The organism is Salmonella bongori NCTC 12419 (genome assembly GCF_000252995.1).
Lineage (GTDB): Bacteria > Pseudomonadota > Gammaproteobacteria > Enterobacterales > Enterobacteriaceae > Salmonella > Salmonella bongori.
In genome coordinates, this window is record NC_015761.1 from 1074659 (window position 1) to 1094175 (window position 19517).

Below are 19517 nucleotides of genomic sequence, written 5' to 3' on the forward strand. Positions count from 1 at the left end.
TCCTCTGACGCGAGTGAAAAGGCTCCGTTTACGGAGCCTTAATTAAGCACAGTATCAGCCAATTGTCATCAGGCTGGCATTTCCGCCTGCGGCGGCAGTGTTTATACTCAGCGAACGCTCAATATAGAGCCGCTCCAGCAAGATATTGCTTTCGCCGCGGGCGAACCCCTGCACTGACACTATTGCGCCTTCGCGGGCGGCGACGGCTTCGCACACGGTTCGCAGCTTATCGGAGTCACCGTGGAAAATGACTGCGTCAAACGGTTTCGCCAGCAATGTTTCTGCTTTCGCAAACTGGATACGCGCCGTGACGGCTGCGGGCAGGCGTTTCGCCAGATCGCGATGGAAGGCGTCATCCGGCCATAGCGCCTGACTACCGACGGCGAGAACGGCGGCAAGCTGCGCCAGTGCATCCTGTTCGTCATCAGCCAGACATAATACCCGTTCACGCGGCAATAACGTCCAGGTATTACGCTCCCCGGTCGGCCCCGGTAGCAAACGCTGCGTACCTGCCTGCGCCAGATCGGCGAATTGTCTGCAGAGCGTCTGTAGCGCCGGGCGATCCGCCGCCCATTGCGTCAGGGCGGTCAACGGTGCGAGTAGCGTGGTTTTAAGCTGCGCATCTACCGGGTAACGTGCATCATGACGAGCAAGCGTCGTACTGAGCGCCTCTTGTGGACGATGTGCCAGCAGGCGGTAGAGATACAATGGCCCTCCCGCTTTTGGCCCGGTGCCGGATAATCCTTCGCCGCCAAAAGGCTGTACGCCGACTACCGCACCCACCATATTACGGTTAACGTACAAGTTGCCGACATGCGCCGAATCGGTGACCTGTGCAATGGTTTCATCAATACGGGTATGTACGCCCAGTGTCAGTCCGTAGCCGGAGGCGTTAATCTGATCGATAAGGTCCGCCAAATTGTTGCGGTTATAGCGTATGACGTGCAGCACTGGCCCGAAGACCTCTTTTTCCAGCTCTGCGAAGTTTTCCAGTTCAATAAGCGTTGGCATAACAAACGTACCGGTCTGCCATTCGTGCGCATCCTCGCTGTTTTCACGCGCGGCCTGGAAAACCGGGCGGCCTTTGGCGCGCATTGTCTGGATATGGCGCTCAATGTTGGCTTTAGCCTCGCTATCAATCACTGGCCCGATATCGGTCGTCAGGCGGCCCGGATTACCCATCCGGCACTCCGCCATCGCGCCGCGCAACATTTTTAGCGTATGTTCGGCGATATCCTCCTGCAAACACAGGACGCGGAGCGCGGAGCAGCGTTGTCCGGCGCTGTCGAAAGCGGAAGCCAGCACATCGACGACCACCTGTTCAGTGAGCGCGGAAGAGTCGACAATCATGGCGTTCATACCGCCGGTTTCTGCAATGAATGGAATGGGGCGGCCCTGGGCGTCAAGACGCGTAGCGATATTACGCTGCAACAGCGTCGCGACCTCTGTAGAACCGGTAAACATCACGCCGCGTACGCGCGCATCGGCGGTAAGCCGGGCGCCGACAGTTTCTCCCCGTCCCGGCAACAGTTGCACGACGCCCGGCGGTACACCCGCTTCCAGCAGAATGGCAATGCCCTGGGCGGCAATCAGCGAAGTTTGCTCTGCCGGTTTCGCCAGAACGCTGTTGCCTGCCGCCAGCGCAGCGGCGATTTGGCCGGTAAAAATCGCCAGCGGAAAGTTCCATGGACTAATACAGACGACTGGCCCTAACGGACGATGCGTTTCGTTATCGAAGTCGTCACGCACATGCCCGGCATAGTAATGGAGGAAGTCCACCGCTTCGCGTACTTCGGCAATGGCGTTGCTGAACGTTTTCCCCGCTTCGCGCACCAGCAGGCCAATCAGTTGCTGCATCTGATCTTCCATCAATACCGCCGCGCGTTGCAAAATGGCGGCGCGTGCTTGCGGCGGTGTTGCAAACCAGACAGGCGCCTGATTGACTGCGTTTTGCAACGCCTGGTCAACCTCGCTTTCTGTCGCTTCGCGACTCCAGCCGACAATGTCTTTTGGTTCCGCCGGGTTGATAACCGGCATCATCTCACCGTCGGGCACCGGTTGTTCCAGTATCGGTTTGGCCTGCCATTTCTGCATGGCGTTGCTTAACAGGGCCGAAGAGAGTGAGGCGAGGCGATGTTCATTCGCTAAATCAAGTCCGGCGGAGTTTATCCGACCTTCGCCGTACAGATCGCGCGGCAGCGGAATTTTCGGGTGTGGTATGCCAGCCTGACCTTCTTGCTGCGCCAGTTTTTCCACGGCCTCGACCGGATCCGCCACCAGTTCATCAAGCGGCAATGTGGCGTCGGCGATGCGGTTGACAAAAGAGGTGTTGGCGCCGTTTTCCAGCAGGCGTCGTACCAGATAGGCCAGCAGGGTTTCGTGTGTTCCCACCGGCGCGTAAATACGGCAGGGGCGGTTAAGTTTTCCGTCCGCCACTTTACCGGTGACCTGTTCATACAGCGGTTCTCCCATGCCGTGCAGGCACTGGAATTCGTACTGACCGGGATAGTAATTTTGCCCGGCAAGATGATAAATCGCCGCCAGTGTGTGGGCGTTATGGGTCGCGAACTGCGGGTAGATCAGATTAGGTACGGCGAGCAGTTTTTTCGCGCAGGCCAGATAAGAGACGTCGGTATACACTTTGCGTGTGTAAACCGGATAGCCTTCCAGCCCTTCCATTTGCGCGCGTTTAATTTCGCTATCCCAGTAGGCGCCTTTCACCAGACGAATCATCAGACGACGGCGGCTACGTGAGGCCAGCTCGATCAGATAATCAATCACCAGCGGGCAGCGTTTCTGGTAAGCCTGAATCACAAAGCCAATGCCATTCCATCCCGCCAGCTCGGGTTCGAAGCAGAGTTTTTCCAGTAGATCGAGCGAGATCTCCAGACGATCCGCCTCTTCGGCGTCGATATTGAGACCGATATCATACTGGCGCGCCAGCAGCGTCAGGGATTTCAGGCGCGGATAAAGCTCCTCCATTACCCGATCGTATTGCGCGCGACTATACCGTGGATGCAGGGCGGACAGTTTAATCGAGATGCCTGGCCCTTCGTAAATACCGCGACCGTTAGACGCTTTGCCGATGGCATGAATCGCCTGCTGGTAAGAGACCATATAGGCCTGCGCATCGGCGGCGGTCAACGCGGCTTCGCCCAGCATATCGTAAGAATAGCGGAACCCTTTTTCTTCCAGTTTGCGGGCATTCGCCAGCGCCTGCGCGATGGTTTCGCCAGTAACGAACTGCTCGCCCATTAAACGCATCGCCATGTCGACGCCTTTGCGGATTAACGGTTCGCCGCTCTTGCCGATAATGCGGTTCAGCGACCGCGAAAGGTTGGCTTCGTTATGGGTAGAAACCAGGCGGCCAGTAAAGAGCAGCCCCCAGGTCGCGGCGTTGACAAACAGCGATGGGCTACGGCCAATATGCGACTGCCAGTTGCCGTTGCTGATTTTGTCGCGAATCAACGCATCGCGCGTGGCTTTGTCAGGAATACGCAATAGAGCTTCTGCCAGACACATGAGCGCCACGCCTTCTTGCGAGGAGAGGGAAAACTCCTGCAGCAGGCCTTGCACCATACCCGCGCGACCGCTGGCGGATTTTTGATGGCGCAGTTTCTCCGCCAGTTGATACGCCAACTTGTGTGCCTGTTCAGCGACAGACGGTGGCAGGCGCGCCTGTTCCATTAGCATGGATACCGCGTCGGTTTCCGGGCGGCGCCAGGCGGCGGTGATGGCGGCGCGAGAGACGGATTGCGGGAGGATCTGTTCGGCAAACTCCAGGAAAGGCTGATATGGCTCATCCTGCGGTGCGACCGGCTCCTCGCTTTCATTCGCCGCGCCGGCAAACAGCGCAGGTAGTTCCGGCAAGGCATCACTATTTTCCAGCTTGTCCAGATAGCTAAAGATTGCCTGTTTTATTAACCAGTGCGGCGTGCGATCGATACGCGAGGCGGCCATTTTGATCCGTTCGCGCGTGGCGTCGTCCAGCTTAACCCCCATCGTGGTGGTTCCCATACCCTCTACTCCTGTTGTTCGCTCTATCTGCTAACCAATAGTTAGCGAGAAATATCTATCATGTTGCAACTTTGTGCAACCGCGTTAAATGTGACCTGCGTTGCAAGCTTAAAAATGAATAAATTGTTAAAAAAATAAGAAGGGAGTCTGACTGAAAAATAATCTGGGATTATTTTCTCTGCGGTAGTTAACACTTTTAAAAGGTGCAACCGCAAAAAATGTGAGAGAGTGCAACCTGGAGAAAAATAGTATCCCTCTGCAATCAAATTTGATGTAAATGGTGTGTTAAATCGATTGTGAATAACCACCGCTTCCGGCAGGATACGGTCGCCCTGGTAAACATAACACCCTTGCCACGTTCCGGCAGGGTACAAAACGGCACGCTACGGTAGTGCCAATAAATAAATCTGGAGAACCTTGATGGCTATTAGCACACCGATGTTGGTGACATTCTGTGTCTATATTTTTGGCATGATATTGATTGGGTTTATCGCCTGGCGCTCAACCAAAAACTTTGATGACTATATTCTTGGCGGCCGCAGTCTGGGGCCTTTTGTTACGGCATTATCTGCCGGCGCGTCGGATATGAGCGGCTGGCTGTTAATGGGGCTACCTGGCGCTATTTTTCTCTCGGGGATTTCAGAAAGTTGGATCGCCATTGGCCTGACGCTAGGCGCATGGATTAACTGGAAGCTGGTGGCCGGACGTTTGCGCGTGCATACCGAATTTAATAATAATGCGCTCACACTGCCGGACTATTTTACTGGCCGGTTTGAGGATAAGAGCCGGGTGCTGCGTATTATTTCCGCGCTGGTCATTCTGCTGTTTTTCACCATCTATTGCGCGTCAGGTATTGTCGCTGGAGCACGGCTGTTCGAAAGCACCTTCGGTATGAGCTATGAAACCGCACTGTGGGCGGGGGCCGCGGCAACCATTATCTATACGTTTATCGGCGGGTTCCTTGCCGTTAGCTGGACGGATACCGTTCAGGCCAGCCTGATGATTTTTGCGTTAATCCTGACGCCGGTGATGGTGATTGTCGGCGTAGGTGGTTTTAGCGAGTCGCTGGAGGTGATCAAGCAAAAGAGCATCGAAAATGTCGACATGCTCAAGGGGCTGAATTTTGTCGCCATTATTTCCCTGATGGGCTGGGGACTGGGTTACTTCGGTCAGCCGCATATCCTGGCGCGCTTTATGGCGGCGGATTCCCATCACAGTATTGTTCATGCGCGTCGTATCAGTATGACCTGGATGATTTTGTGTCTGGCGGGCGCGGTGGCGGTGGGCTTCTTTGGCATTGCGTACTTTAACAATAACCCCGCGTTGGCCGGGGCGGTGAACCAAAACTCAGAACGCGTATTTATTGAACTGGCGCAGATCCTGTTTAACCCGTGGATTGCCGGTGTTCTGCTGTCTGCTATCCTGGCGGCGGTGATGTCGACATTGAGCTGTCAGTTGCTGGTATGCTCCAGCGCGATTACGGAGGATTTATATAAGGCTTTTCTGCGTAAAAGTGCCAGCCAGCAAGAGCTGGTATGGGTAGGGCGAGTGATGGTGCTGGTGGTCGCGCTGATCGCCATTGCCCTGGCGGCGAATCCTGATAATCGCGTGCTGGGGCTGGTAAGCTACGCCTGGGCTGGATTTGGCGCGGCGTTTGGACCTGTTGTTCTGTTCTCTGTAATGTGGTCGCGTATGACGCGTAACGGCGCGTTGGCGGGAATGATCATCGGCGCGGTCACTGTTATTGTCTGGAAGCAGTATGGCTGGCTGGATCTGTATGAGATCATTCCTGGCTTTATTTTCGGCAGTATAGTGATCGTCCTCTTTAGCCTGCTGGGTAAAGCACCGTCCGCGGCGATGCAGGAGCGTTTTGCAAAAGCGGATGCGCATTATCATTCAGCGCCGCCGGCGAAGCTGCAGGCGGAATAACCGGGAGGCCCGATAGCGTTAACGTGTATCGGGCCTCTTTTACCAGGCGGTTACACTCCCGCCTGGTCTCCTGATAAGTTCCAGACGGGGTTCAGTAGCGGTAACTGCGCTTTGGCTTCCAGCGTACTGAGGGTACAGGGTATAAATAATTCCCGCATTTTCTCTTCCATCACCTCGACGCCAGCCTTCTGTATTGCCTCATCGGAAGCGGACTCCGGCGAGCCGCGCATTTGTAGCTTCGTCTTGATTCGGATCTGAAATTCATCGCTAACCGTGAAAGCGTTTTTTTCGCTTTCTGCAGCGTCCCAGGCAGCAGGATTGAGCCGTTTAAGCAGTAGCTGCCACGGTTCCCACAGACTAAGCCACTCCAGAAAATGGTGATTCTCTGCGGTCTGAACCTGAATTTTCGCCGCGTCTATATCTTCTGCTGTCAGATACGAACAGGAGAAGAAATACATATCTGGTACGACTTGCGTCAAATGAAGCGTATGTCGTAGAACGGTTTGGTAACCCAGCAGAACTTCTAAATCCTCACTGAAGTGTCCGTGCGTGCGTTGAATTTGAGCGATCTTCTGACTGGCGATCTCAGTAAGTCTTTCCATACGGAATACCTCGCGAGCGAGGTCGACCATTTTGCGGAGATTATGTTCAGCGCCGTGTTGTTCCACGGTGTAGGCCATTTCCGCAACGCGCATATTGTTCCAGCTAAGAGAGACACGGTCGTCACAGCGTGCCGTCGCTCCCAGAGCGCACATAAATAACCTTTCCCGTAACCCAGACGAAGCTGCTAAGCGGTTGAGACAACCCATAACCTGATACCGGAAGGTCTCATACTGCGGGCCGGAATAACGGTTGCGCAACCTGTCTAAAAATTCACTGAAAACGCCAGCGTTTGCTTCATGTGTGATCGTCCGAAAGCGCTCACGAATATCTCGTCGCTCGACGAGGGGAAACCAGTCGGCGGCGCTATCCGTCAATGGACGCGCTGTGTCAGTCGCGCCACCTTCATAGGGGCTATTATTAAGTGTACTAAGTGACGGCGGCAAAACAGGAAATTGCAGCAGGGGATTTTCCAGGTAGTTAAGTTCGTCGAGATCAACAGGTAATGGTGGGATTTCCCGGAGTTGATTTCGTTGACAAAGGAGAGAAGTTAACGACTCTGGTAAATCCGGCAGTGTTCCTAATTGGCATCCTGAACAAGTGAGTGAACACAGTGATCCCGGTAACCCGGGTAATGCTGAGAGTGGATTGTCTGAGCAAATCAATGTACGTAGTGATTCTGGTAGAGCAGGCAGTGCCTTAAGGTCATTGTTTGTGCAGGTAAGATACTTCATCGATACCGGGAGTCCGGGGAGTGCTTCCAGAGGATTCGATGAGCAACTGAGCTCCTCCAGTGCGTCTGGCAATGAAGGCAACTTTTTCAGATGGCAGGCTGAACAGGTAAGCGCTTTCAACGTGTGGGGCAACGGGGGCAGTTGCTCCAGTGGATTAAATGAACAGATGAGTATCTGTAACGACTCAGGCAGCTCCGGTAACGCCGAAAGATGATTATCATTCACACGCAGTGTCGTAATTAATGGTGGCAAGTCTGGCAGCGAAGTTAAATCGAGTTCACTGAGATCTAACATGCTCTCCTGTTTCTCCAGGCAAACCAGCAATCTTTTGAGCGCCATCTCCCGCAATTCATGGCTTCCTTCGGGGGCGGCTTTTACCCAGGCCTGCCAGATAGCAGGGTAGTCCTTGCCCATAGCCAACGAACTTTCTGAGGCGGCTGTCGGAAGGCGTGCGGAATTAGGGTTTATTGGCAGCATACTAACTCTCCTGCTAGTGGCATCAACATGGTTGAGATGCCGATGCCAGTAAAATCACATAGAGGCGGTATTAGCCGCTTGCGGCGTACGTTAACGCTGTAGCTAACGCTCTTTTTTATTCAGTCCATACGGGGTCCAATAATGATAAGCACCCCTTCGCGTCTAAAATCTTACGTGTTTGATTTTTAAAGATATCCTGTATCTTTTCAGTAATAACTATGTTGCCTAAAATACGTCTGGCATCGTCACGAGCATCAGGAGGTACCTGATGTATGCGTAGTTTTTCCTCCAGTTGCGATTCGAAATCAGGGCTATCCACAAAAGCGTATTTTTCATTTTCAGCAGCTTCATACCACTGGGGATCTATACGTTTGAGTAACATTTGCCATGGTTCCCAATTATTAAGCCATGATTCAAACTGTCTATTTTCCGTTGCCTGTACCTGGCGCTCTGCAGTATTTATATCTATCTCAGTCAGATGAGAAAAACGGAAGAAATACATATCGGGTGCGACTTGCGTTAAATGAAGAACGTCGCGCAATTGGGTTTGTAGGCCCAGTATCACTTCTAAGTCTTCATTAAAGGTATTATTCTCTCTGAGAAGCCGTTGGATTTTTTTATTGGCAATATCCGTTAGCAACTCCATGCGGAATACTTGTCGGGCAATATTGAGCATTTCTGGTATATTGTCTTCGTGCCCCTCTCGTTCTACCGTGAAAGTCATTTCAGCGATCCGCATCGTATTCCACGCCAGCGATACGCGATCGTCACAAGTTTGTGTCGATTCATAGGCGCACATAAACACTTTTTCTCTTAATTCAGCGTTATCAGCCAGCCGAATGAGAAACGCCCTAACTTGCGATCTGAAACCTTCATACTGTTGAGCTCGATAACGGTGTCTGAGTCTGTCAAGAAATGCACTAAATACCTCTGCATTCTCTTCGTTAGTAACAGTAGGAAAATGAGCAGGAATTTCATTGCGCTGAGCAAATGAGAACCAGTTTGCAATACTTTGCTGGAGCGGAGGGGGCGCAATAGCGCCTCCGGCACGCGGATTGTTATTCAACCTTATGAGGGACGCGGGAAGCTCGGGTAAGGTTGCCAGTGGGTTACCGCTGTAGCCAATTTCCTGGAGCGCGTCAGGCAACGCAGGGAGTGTTTCCAGCCTGTTGGCATGACAATAAAGTCCATCCAACGTGGCCGGCAAATCAGGGAGTACGGTAAGTGTATTATTTGAACAGTTAAGAAACCTTAACGATTCCGGTAAGGAAGGAAGTTGTGTGAGTGAATTATTAATAATAACAAGTAATTGTAGGTTGTCAGGTAAGGCGGTAAGTGTTATCAAACGATTGTTGGAGCACTCAAGCGATATCAGCGAATTGGGTAGCGCAGGCATTCTTACCAGACGATTATTTGAGCAATCGATACTGGTCAGCGAATCGGGTAATTCAGGAAGTAAAAGCAGTTGATTATTCTGGCAGTGAAGTTCTTGTAATGTCGGTGGTAGAGGAGGAAGCACCGCCAATGACGTGCTGGCGCACCCCAATATTTGTAATGAAGAAGGGAGCACAGGAAGTTCATGGAGTGGATTATGCAGACACAGGAACGTCGTCAGCGAATGAGGCAATGACGGAAGCGAATTGAATTCATTATAAGAGACATCGAGATATCTCAGTGAAGCAGGAAAAGGAGGAAGCCCGGTTAATTCATTATATGAGCAATTTAGTGTGTGCAGTGAAAAAGGCATAAATGGAAAACCTATTAACCCGTTTCCTGAACAATCAAGGTTTTTTAATGAAGGAGGAAGATCCGGCAGAACCTCAAGACGGTTTCCAGAACAATCCAGGATGTGTAAGCTATCAGGTAATTCTGAGATTAAGGCAATATTATTACCTGAACAATCTAATGATTGAAGCGTATCAGGTAAATCAGGAAGCCTTCTCATCGCGTTTTTTGAGCAATTAAGCGCCGTTAATGCGGACGGTAAATGTTGCAGTTCGGGTAATCTATTTTGTGAACAATCAAGTGTCATCAAAGTAGAGGGAAGCGAGGGAAGTGAAGTCAATGCATTGCCAGCGCAAGTCAGATGGCTTAATCCTGCGGGCAGCTCCGGAAGGGCAGATAGATTATTATTATTTACATTCAGTATTGAAACGCACGCTGGAAGTGTAGGTAAAGCACGCAGATTAAGGCCTTCTAAATCCAGTGTGTTTTCCTGATTGCCAAGACAAGCGCACAATCTTTCAACGGCAATCTCTCGTTGTTCTCCTGCGCCTGCAACTGCCTCACTGGCCCAGGTTTGCCATAAGGTATAGTAGCTAACGCCATCTACTGGTAATGATTCTGGTGCTGCGGGTTGAATCTGCCCTGGATTGTTACCGACTGGCCACATGTGAATTTTCCTTGTAATGGCATCATTATCCTTAGCGCTATACGGTGATGCCAGAAAATAACGAGTAAGCGCTATAAACACAAAAGTGCCATATGAATCACAGTAAATAATCACCGTTTTAGTGTCGATGTAGCCTGTAACGATGGCTATTCAGCCATTTGAACCTGATGCCAGCGGCCTGTTCAATATCCGGCTACTGTTTTCGGAATTAATACCCGGCAGGGCTGATTTTGATATTTTTTAATCACCCGACAGTGAAATAGTAGTGTAATCTTTTTGTAAGAGACTGACTGTAATGCAATGAAGTGAGGTTAAGATTTGGTGAATATATTGTTGCATTTTTGATGTTTTGTGTTGTACTTAAGTAACAGCGGTAGTTCCCCCGACGGTGACGGTCACTCACTATGGAGATCGCGAATGGTAATGTCCACAATTGGACACATTTTTTACAGTAGTTACAACACCCTGTACGGACGTTTTCTCTCCGGTGGTCGTCTTGTCACCTTAAAATATCTCATCTTTTCTATTATTCCCCGTATTCCTGACGTCATAGTTGGTGCGCGTAGCCATGTATGGCGTCGTTTCAAAAAGCAAGCTAAGGCTTACAAGGAAGCCAACCCTCAGATGTGTGTGCGCATAATCGCGTTCAACAAAACGCGGGTGATGTATACCTACAACTCAAGGTGCTATCCATGGGAAGACAAAAAGCAGTGATCAAAGCACGTCGTGAAGCGAAACGGGTGTTGAGACGAGATTCGCGTAGTCATAAACAACGTGAAGATGAATCAGTCACCACGTTGGTGCAGATGGGCGGAGTAGAAGCCATTGGCATGGCGCGCGATAGTCGTGATACCTCGCCAATTAAAGCGCGAAATGAAGCACAGGCGCATTATTTAAATGCAATCGACAATAAGCAGCTCATTTTTGCGACCGGTGAAGCCGGGTGTGGGAAAACGTGGATTAGTGCAGCAAAGGCGGCGGAAGCATTGATACATAAAGATGTTGACAGAATCATTGTGACCCGTCCTGTATTACAGGCTGATGAAGATTTGGGTTTCTTGCCCGGCGATATTGCTGAAAAGTTTGCCCCTTATTTTCGTCCTGTCTATGACGTACTGCTTAAACGGCTGGGCGCCTCCTTTATGCAATATTGTTTGCGTCCGGAAATTGGCAAGGTAGAAATTGCGCCGTTCGCCTATATGCGTGGGCGTACTTTTGAAAATGCTGTCGTGATCCTCGACGAGGCGCAAAATGTAACTGCGGCACAGATGAAAATGTTTTTGACGCGATTGGGAGAAAACGTGACGGTCATTGTCAATGGCGACATCACCCAGTGCGATTTGCCCGCACACGTACAGTCAGGTTTAAGCGATGCTTTAGCCCGTTTTAGCGAAGATGAGATGATAGGTATAGTGCGTTTTGATAAAGACGACTGCGTGCGCTCGGCGCTTTGTCAGCGAACGCTTTACGCCTACCGTTAACAGAGCATTGAATGGCAAAGCCCTGGGGATGGACTGCACCTTACTCAGTTGGGTGTCCAACTTTTGGGGTACAGTCCACTTTCGTACAGGCTCTTTTTTGAAGATGGCGGTGAGGGGGGATTGACTCGCTTTGCTCGCCCTGCGGGCAGCCCACTCACGGTGTTCGTGGTCTGTCCAACTGGCTGCGCCAGTTGTCGACCCCCGGTCGGGTGTTCTCATCCCCCCTGCAGGGGGGCTTTATGTAAAAAAGAGCCCGTACTTTCGTACGCGCTCTTTTTTGAAGATGGCGGTGAGGGGGGGATTGACTCGCTTTGCTCGCCCTGCGGGCAGCCCACTCACGGTGTTCGTGGTCTGTCCAACTGGCTGCGCCAGTTGTCGACCCCCGGTCGGGTGTTCTCATCCCCCCTGCAGGGTGGCTTTATGTAAAAAAGAGCCCGTACTTTCGTACGCGCTCTTTTTTGAAGATGGCGGTGAGGGGGGGATTCGAACCCCCGATACGTTGCCGTATACACACTTTCCAGGCGTGCTCCTTCAGCCACTCGGACACCTCACCATATTGTCGTACCAGCATTGCTGGAACGGGCGCTAATGTAGGGAAATATCCTTTCTACGTCAATCAACTTTTTTAAAAAAAAGTGCATTTATACAAACTTCCACCAATCTGCGGCTTTAATAAGCGAAAACGGCTTTTTTTGCCCGTGCCAGGAAATTTGCTATGCTGAACATCCCGTTGAAAACGCTGATAATAGACGCAACCACATTCCGCACAATATTGCTCAGGAGATAACATGGAGATAATTTTTTATCACCCGACATTTAACGCCGCCTGGTGGATAAATGCGCTGGAGAAGGCTCTACCCTATGCGCGCGTTCGTGAATGGAAAGTCGGTGATAACCATCCCGCAGACTATGCGCTTGTGTGGCAGCCTCCGGTTGAGATGCTGGCCGGAAGACGACTAAAAGCCGTATTTGCATTGGGCGCAGGAGTAGATTCAATTCTGAGTAAATTAAAAGCACATCCGGAAATGCTGGACATCACCATTCCTCTTTTTCGTCTGGAAGATACCGGTATGGGGCTGCAAATGCAGGAATATGCCGTGAGTCAGGTATTACACTGGTTCCGGCGTTTCGATGATTATCAGGCGCTGAAAAGTCAGGGAATATGGAAACCGTTGCCGGAATATACACGTGATGAATTTAGTGTCGGTATCATGGGAGCAGGGGTGTTGGGCTCAAAAGTAGCAGAAAGCCTACAGGCATGGGGATTCCCAATACGTTGTTGGAGTCGTAGCCGCAAATCCTGGCCCGGCGTAGAAAGTTTTGCGGGACGTGAAGAACTTGGCGCCTTTCTGAGCCAGACCCGCGTGCTAATTAATCTGCTGCCGAATACGGCGCAAACGGTGGGCATTATTAATAGTGAATTGTTGGATCAATTGCCGGATGGCGCTTACGTGTTGAATCTTGCACGCGGCGTTCATGTCCAGGAGAAGGATCTGCTGACTGCGCTTGATAGCGGCAAGCTAAAAGGTGCAATGTTAGATGTCTTTAGCCAGGAACCCTTGCCGCAGGAAAGTCCATTATGGCGTCACCCGCGAGTCGCCATAACGCCGCATATTGCGGCAGTCACCCGTCCGGCGGAAGCCATTGATTATATTTCCCGCACCATTCACCAGCTGGAAAACGGAGAGCCGGTGACGGGGCAAGTTGACCGGGTCAGAGGATATTAACAGCAACCCGGCGCGGACCGGGTTTCGCTAAAAAAGGCTGGCGATACCTGCTATCCTTGTCGGAAATGACTACAGGAGAGAGCAATGTATCCCGTTGACCTGCATATGCACACCGTCGCCAGCACTCATGCGTACAGTACGCTGAGCGATTATATCGCGGAAGCCAAACGCAAAGGCATTAAACTGTTTGCGATTACCGACCATGGACCGGATATGGATGATGCGCCGCACCACTGGCATTTTATTAACATGCGTATCTGGCCGCGTCTGGTTGACGGCGTAGGCATTCTGCGCGGCATTGAGGCGAATATCAAGAATATCGCCGGTGAAATTGATTGTTCCGGAAAGATGTTCGATTCGCTGGATCTGATTATTGCGGGTTTTCATGAGCCTGTTTTTGCGCCGCAAGATAAAGAAACCAACACTCAGGCGATGATCGCGACCATCGCCAGCGGTAAGGTACACGTTATCAGTCACCCTGGAAATCCAAAGTATCCTGTGGAGGTTACGGCCATCGCGCAGGCAGCGGCTAAACACCATGTCGCTCTGGAAATCAATAACTCTTCTTTTTTGCATTCGCGCAAAGGAAGCGAAGAGAATTGCCGCGCGGTCGCTGCTGCGGTACGCGATGCGGGGGGCTGGGTAGCGTTAGGTTCTGATTCCCATACGGCTTTTACGCTTGGTGATTTCACCGAGTGCCGGAAAATACTGGACGCGGTGAACTTCCCGGAAGATCGAATCCTGAACGTTTCACCGAAGCGTCTACTGGGCTTTCTCGAGTCGCGCGGTATGGAACCTGTACCGGAATTCGCCGATCTTTAATCGTTATTTATGAGAAGATATTAATGAATGAGTTTTCAATCTTGTGCCGTGTGCTGGGATCGTTGTATTACCGCCAACCGCAGGACCCGTTACTGGTTCCGCTGTTTACTTTAATCCGCGAAGGTAAACTGGCGGCAAACTGGCCGCTGGAACAGGACGATATGCTGGCGCGCTTACAGAAAAGCTGCGATATCACGCAGATTTCCACCGATTACAATGCGCTATTTGTAGGGGAAGAGTGCGCAGTGCCACCTTACCGTAGTGCGTGGGTGGACGGGGCGAATGAATCCGATGTTCGTGCCTTTTTGTCGTCCCGGGGGATGCCGTTGGCTGATACGCCTGCCGATCACATCGGCACTTTACTGCTCGCCGCCTCCTGGCTGGAAGACCAGTCTGCTGAAGATGAAAGTGAAGCGCTGGAAACCTTATTTGCCGATTATCTGCTTCCCTGGTGTAACACCTTCCTTGGGAAAGTCGAAGCTCATGCCGTAACACCATTCTGGCGTACCCTGGCACCCTTAACGCGTGATGCAATAGGGGCCATGTGGGATGAACTCCAGGAAGAAGAAGAGTAAAAGTGATCATGATCACCTTTAGCTGCAACTCGTTTTCATTTTTGCATAAAATGTGTGCGTGATCTCATTAATAGGCCACTTTTCTGCTATGATACGCGGCATGAACATACTTCTTGCTATTGCTATTACTACGGGCATCCTTTCCGGAATTTGGGGATGGGTGGCCGTCTCTCTGGGGTTGCTAAGCTGGGCTGGTTTTTTAGGTTGTACGGCCTACTTTGCCTGTCCGCAGGGCGGCCTGAAGGGACTGTTGATTTCAGCCTGTACGTTGTTAAGCGGCATGGTGTGGGCGTTGGTCATTATTCACGGCAGTGCCCTGGCACCGCATCTGGACATTGTCAGTTATGCATTGACAGGGATCGTGGCATTCCTGATGTGTATCCAGGCAAAGCAGTTATTGCTTTCTTTCGTACCAGGAACGTTTATCGGTGCCTGTGCAACATTTGCGGGGCAGGGCGACTGGCGACTGGTGTTACCGTCGTTGGCGCTGGGGCTACTCTTTGGCTACGCTATGAAAAATAGTGGGTTATGGCTGGCATCGCGCCGCGAGCAACGTTCAGCACACACCGCGGTTACCAAATAAAAAGCGTGGGCTCTTCCCCACGCTTTGTCACATTTATTATCAAGTATTATCAGGATTCTGGCGGTACTGACAGTTCACGGTATCTCACCAGGATGTCATTTTGCCTGTCCGCTTTATTTTGCAGATCCCACAGCCCGCGATCGATACCATCGTTAATAAGGAAGATAACACCGGTTTCAATGGCTGACATCAGGCACAGCATCACCGGTTCGTTCGAGGTGTAGCCAATTTCGCCTTCAAGCAGACGCTGGTAATCAATGAAACGGAACACGCCCGCCTGTACTTCATAGGAAAGAATTGTTTTACTGGTATTCACCGAAGAAAGAATTTCACCTGTGCTAACGTTAACCACGCGCAGGTTTACCGCAATCTGATCCAGCTGATACTGCGTGTCGGCGCCAATACCGAAATATCTGGCACCGACCCCGCCGGATTTCACATTGCTTTCATAACCAATAATGGATCCTTCCACCATGATATTTGCCGCCGTCAGCGACTGAAGCGGAATACGGTTATTCATTGCTACGGTGCCATTTTCCTGGGCTGCGCGAATAATTTTTCGTTCATTCAATAGATTTTGTAAGCCCTGCCGCTCCAGCGGGATAAACCAGCGTGAATCCTTCAGGGCAGTAACCAACATCGCTGTTGCGCTCTGTGGGACTGCTGTAGAAAAGTTACTTGCCGGGTAAGGTTTAAATTGGCCCGTTTCATCCTGAATATTATATACCGAAACAAAAATCTTACCGGATGGCACAGGTAAATGCGTTAAATCCTTATAACTTTGTGCTCTGGGCATTAATGTCGGTTTTGCAGCTTGTTTCGGCGGGGCCGTTAAGCATCCACTCAACAATAAAACGGCAACCAAAATAAGTAAGCGCGGCATGATTTATATCCTTTAGTGACTGTAGCTTAAAAATCGGTTGACTGAGTTTGTAAACCCGACACTTCGATAGTCGAGGTTCTTCCCGTTTTTCTGTCCGTGACGTTGAGTTGAAGCTGTCCGTCCCGGTTAGCGATATCAATAATAAAGTCGTTGGTTACCATACGGCCTGGTTTGCCAGTATTAATGTTGGTCAACAGGCCACCCAGAATTTGTGACTGGATAGCCTGAGTAAAGTTATCCAACGCTGTAGGGGTTTCGATACCAAAGTCGTCATCGTAATTGGGATCTTTATATGAATTTTGCGCCTGGGCGCTATTCAATAAAAAGGAACCGTTATTGGGATTGCCGCCGAAGTTGGGGTTACGGAACTGGAACGTCATGTTTCCGGCCCAGGTTAATGGCGAAAAAAGCATGAGCAAAACTACTGCATGTTTAACACGCATGTCAGCCTCCGGATAAAAATTATGTTTTAGAATTCATCACGCGCTAAATCGCTTGTGCTTAATAGCGTTTGATCTATTTGCCGGCGATTTAATGCTTCCTCTGTTTGCGCTAATGCGAAGACCACGGTTTTCTCGAAGTCTCTTTTCATTGGAAATAAAAATGTCTGGAAAATAACGTCCTGATTTACTGTTATGGTGATCCAGCTTCCCCAACGCGCACTGGGTCTTTCATTAATGGTCAGATTACCGGTGTACTCACTTTCCCATTTGTCGCTGAAAGCACGATAGAAATCATGTCCTATCGAAGAGACGGTGTGGTCGGTTAACAATCCGGGGACCTCAACTTCAACTTCATTGGCATAAAGATTGCCAGCAGCAAACAGGAACGCTGCTGCAACCATCCAGGGCTGATAGTGTTTCATGGCGTTAGCGCCTCAGATTATCATTTGCCCATGAGACTGCCTGAGTACGATTTTTAACAGCTATCTTTTTGAAAAGATTATAAAGATGTGTCTTAACCGTATTTTCGCTAATAAATAGCGACCTGGCGATTTCATTATTAGAGGCGCCTATACGCAACTTATTAAGGATCTCTTTTTCGCGATGGGTCAGTAACGCGGATTCAGTACTGTTATAGCGATAATTTCCCGAATGGGTAATCAGGTAACTGGCTAATTTTTGTGAAAAATAGCATTCACCACGCAGGATGCCCTGTAAGCCGGTGATGACGTGCTCCTGATCTTCATTAGCATAAAAAACACCGTTGATATAAGGCCAGTTTTCGATGTCACGGTAGGGATAATCGTCAGGCGTATTTAACAATAATGTTTTTATATTATTGTTTTTTCGGCTTAAATTATCCTGCCAATAATGGATAAGCTTTTTGTCCGCTTCCATCATATCCATTAAAACAATGCAGCCAGTGGAGATATCTTCCAGAGAACGTTGAATATTATGTAGTTTTCCGGTTAACGCCAGTGACTGTTTTAAATGCTGCAATAATGCCGTAGCTTGCAGAGAGGGTTTAGTGATCAACAATAATGTATGACCATGACTACTATGGACTTCATTAAACATGATGAAACTCCACTTTTTTAATCGCACATCTGACAGCTGCCTCCATAAAATAAAGGCACCAGAAGTACTGACAGATGTTGCACTGCTGTGGGTTGAAATAGCCCATTATCCAGAAAGAGAAAAATATTTGAGAAAATACTTTTAACTGTTTTCAATCTAGCCATTACAAATCTTAAAGCAAGTGTTAAACTTGTAACAAGATGTAAAAATATATATTGAAATGTTGTTTTGTGGTTTTTTTAAAGTTTAGATTTGATAGTAAAGTTGTACATTTTACTTTTATTGCATAGATTTAAAAAATCATACAAATTATATTAACATATTGATTTTTAGTTATTTTATTTGTGTTAAAAGTGACTGTTGTTTTATTTTTCCTTAAAAAGGCAGACGCAGCATTAACCTGGACAAGCCAAAGACAAAAAAAACGAAGTGTGTCACGTCTTGTACGTATTGCTTTCCCGGGAAGGGGCAAAGACATCTTTAGAGCGGCCTGACACATCACAATGCTTCATTTTTCTTTGGCTTGTCAGGCTATCTTCTTCGGTAGAAAACCATTTGCAACTAATCATATAATTATCGTGTTATTAGCACTTTGGTATGAGCTTAAATATAAAAATACCACTGGTGGGTGAGTTATAAAAAATATTTCCACAGACATACTCTTCATCGTAACGCCGCGTTAACAAAAACGTATGGCGTTAACAAATAGGTAAGTTGTAAGGTAAGAGATAATTTTTGCTATGTACGACCAGGTCCAGGGTGACAGCATGAAAAACAAACTGTTATTTATGATGTTGACAATACTGGGGGTGCCTGGGATTGCAACCGCGACAAATTATGATCTGGCTCGCTCAGAATATAATTTTGCGGTAAATGAATTAAGTAAATCTTCATTTAATCAGGCAGCCATTATTGGTCAAGTCGGCACGGATAATAGTGCCAGGGTACGCCAGGAGGGCTCAAAACTATTGTCCATTATCTCACAAGAAGGGGGAAATAATCGGGCGAGAGTTGACCAGGCAGGGAATTATAACTTTGCATATATTGAGCAGACGGGCAATGCCAATGATGCAAGTATATCGCAAAGTGCTTACGGTAATAGTGCGGCTATTATCCAGAAAGGTTCTGGGAATAAAGCCAATATTACCCAATATGGTACGCAAAAAACAGCAGTTGTAGTGCAGAAACAGTCGCATATGGCTATTCGCGTAACTCAACGCTAATACCGTTACGACTTTTAAATCAATCCGATGGGGGTTTTACCATGAAACTTTTAAAAGTGGCAGCATTCGCAGCAATCGTGGTTTCTGGCAGTGCTCTGGCAGGCGTAGTCCCACAATGGGGCGGCGGCGGTAATCATAACGGCGGCGGTAATAGTTCCGGCCCGGATTCAACATTGAGCATCTATCAGTATGGTTCTGCTAACGCTGCGCTTGCTCTGCAAAGTGATGCCCGTAAATCTGAAACGACCATTACCCAAAGCGGTTATGGTAACGGTGCCGATGTGGGCCAGGGTGCAGATAATAGCACTATCGAACTGACTCAGAATGGTTTCAGAAACAATGCCACCATCGATCAGTGGAACGCTAAAAACTCGGATATTACTGTAGGTCAATACGGCGGTAATAACGCCGCACTGGTCAATCAGACCGCATCTGATTCCAGCGTCATGGTTCGTCAGGTTGGTTTTGGCAACAACGCTACGGCTAACCAGTATTAATTTAGCGTCTGTGCTAATAAAAAAACAGGGCGTAAGCCCTGTTTTTTTTCGGGAGAA

General features: G+C 49.5%; 16 protein-coding genes and 1 tRNA gene. 9 read left to right on the forward strand and 8 right to left on the reverse strand.

Translation table 11 applies throughout. The features are described 5' to 3' along the window. Positions 1 to 54 precede the first annotated feature (54 nt). Positions 55 to 4017 carry a trifunctional transcriptional regulator/proline dehydrogenase/L-glutamate gamma-semialdehyde dehydrogenase gene (gene putA / locus SBG_RS05040; protein ID WP_000537478.1) on the reverse strand — a complete coding sequence of 1321 codons (3963 nt, stop codon included), beginning with the start codon at positions 4015 to 4017 and terminating at the stop codon, positions 55 to 57. A gap of 420 nt (positions 4018 to 4437) precedes the next feature. Between putA and putP the strand changes: the two genes are divergently transcribed. Beyond that, on the forward strand, positions 4438 to 5946 hold the full coding sequence (gene putP, locus SBG_RS05045) for a sodium/proline symporter PutP (protein ID WP_001018466.1): 1509 nt from the start codon (positions 4438 to 4440) through the stop codon (positions 5944 to 5946). Between the two features lie 50 nt (positions 5947 to 5996). On the opposite strand, the gene SBG_RS05050 is transcribed toward putP, so the two are convergent. Both SBG_RS05050 and SBG_RS22505 read right to left on the reverse strand, forming a co-directional pair. After that, positions 5997 to 7757, reverse strand: a complete 1761-nt coding sequence (locus SBG_RS05050; RefSeq protein ID WP_000936836.1) for an NEL-type E3 ubiquitin ligase domain-containing protein — start codon at positions 7755 to 7757, stop codon at positions 5997 to 5999. A 115-nt stretch (positions 7758 to 7872) separates the two neighbouring features. After that, positions 7873 to 10149, reverse strand: a complete 2277-nt coding sequence (locus SBG_RS22505; protein WP_141025018.1) for an NEL-type E3 ubiquitin ligase domain-containing protein — start codon at positions 10147 to 10149, stop codon at positions 7873 to 7875. Between the two features lie 417 nt (positions 10150 to 10566). On the opposite strand from SBG_RS22505, the gene SBG_RS22865 reads away from it, so the two are divergent. Together SBG_RS22865 and phoH are read left to right on the forward strand one after the other, a co-directional pair. Continuing rightward, complete coding sequence (locus tag SBG_RS22865) at positions 10567 to 10863, forward strand: hypothetical protein (RefSeq protein WP_000245491.1); 297 nt, start codon at positions 10567 to 10569, stop codon at positions 10861 to 10863. Further along, positions 10842 to 11630: a phosphate starvation-inducible protein PhoH gene (gene phoH, locus SBG_RS05070; RefSeq protein WP_000533519.1), complete on the forward strand. Its 789-nt coding sequence runs from the start codon at positions 10842 to 10844 to the stop codon at positions 11628 to 11630. Before SBG_RS22865 ends, phoH begins: the two co-directional genes overlap by 22 nt. 465 nt (positions 11631 to 12095) lie before the next feature. Here phoH and SBG_RS05075 read toward each other — a convergent pair. After that, a tRNA-Ser gene (locus SBG_RS05075) sits at positions 12096 to 12183 on the reverse strand. Between the two features lie 235 nt (positions 12184 to 12418). Here SBG_RS05075 and ghrA point away from each other — a divergent pair. The 4 genes from ghrA (at position 12419) to SBG_RS05100 (ending at position 15337) form a co-directional block, all read left to right on the forward strand. Beyond that, the gene (gene ghrA / locus SBG_RS05085; RefSeq protein ID WP_000402542.1) at positions 12419 to 13357 is read left to right on the forward strand and encodes a glyoxylate/hydroxypyruvate reductase GhrA; all 939 of its coding nucleotides are present in this window, start codon (positions 12419 to 12421) and stop codon (positions 13355 to 13357) included. Between the two features lie 84 nt (positions 13358 to 13441). Continuing rightward, positions 13442 to 14179: a phosphatase gene (locus tag SBG_RS05090; RefSeq protein ID WP_000283639.1), complete on the forward strand. Its 738-nt coding sequence runs from the start codon at positions 13442 to 13444 to the stop codon at positions 14177 to 14179. Between the two features lie 23 nt (positions 14180 to 14202). Further along, entirely contained in the window at positions 14203 to 14754 is a 552-nt protein-coding gene (locus SBG_RS05095; protein WP_001001893.1) for a TorD/DmsD family molecular chaperone, read from the forward strand. 100 nt (positions 14755 to 14854) lie between these two features. After that, positions 14855 to 15337 (forward strand): DUF1097 domain-containing protein, encoded by a 483-nt coding sequence (locus tag SBG_RS05100; RefSeq protein WP_043942384.1) that lies wholly within the window; start codon positions 14855 to 14857, stop codon positions 15335 to 15337. A gap of 49 nt (positions 15338 to 15386) precedes the next feature. On the opposite strand, the gene csgG is transcribed toward SBG_RS05100, so the two are convergent. The 4 genes from csgG to csgD are packed head-to-tail and all read right to left on the reverse strand — an operon-like array spanning position 15387 to position 17740. Beyond that, positions 15387 to 16220, reverse strand: coding sequence for a curli production assembly/transport protein CsgG (gene csgG / locus SBG_RS05105; RefSeq protein ID WP_001137624.1), 834 nt, complete (start codon positions 16218 to 16220; stop codon positions 15387 to 15389). Positions 16221 to 16246: 26 nt separating this feature from the next. Then, positions 16247 to 16663, reverse strand: a complete 417-nt coding sequence (gene csgF / locus SBG_RS05110) for a curli production assembly/transport protein CsgF (protein WP_001264076.1) — start codon at positions 16661 to 16663, stop codon at positions 16247 to 16249. Between the two features lie 26 nt (positions 16664 to 16689). Then, complete coding sequence (gene csgE / locus SBG_RS05115) at positions 16690 to 17085, reverse strand: curli production assembly/transport protein CsgE (protein WP_000683729.1); 396 nt, start codon at positions 17083 to 17085, stop codon at positions 16690 to 16692. A 4-nt stretch (positions 17086 to 17089) separates the two neighbouring features. Next, on the reverse strand, positions 17090 to 17740 hold the full coding sequence (gene csgD / locus SBG_RS05120; RefSeq protein ID WP_000481522.1) for a biofilm master transcriptional regulator CsgD: 651 nt from the start codon (positions 17738 to 17740) through the stop codon (positions 17090 to 17092). Positions 17741 to 18507: 767 nt separating this feature from the next. Between csgD and csgB the strand changes: the two genes are divergently transcribed. Together csgB and csgA are read left to right on the forward strand one after the other, a co-directional pair. Next, positions 18508 to 18963 (forward strand): curli minor subunit CsgB, encoded by a 456-nt coding sequence (gene csgB, locus SBG_RS05125; protein ID WP_000791660.1) that lies wholly within the window; start codon positions 18508 to 18510, stop codon positions 18961 to 18963. A gap of 41 nt (positions 18964 to 19004) precedes the next feature. Next, entirely contained in the window at positions 19005 to 19460 is a 456-nt protein-coding gene (csgA, locus tag SBG_RS05130) for a curli major subunit CsgA (RefSeq protein WP_000771416.1), read from the forward strand. Positions 19461 to 19517: the final 57 nt, after the last annotated feature.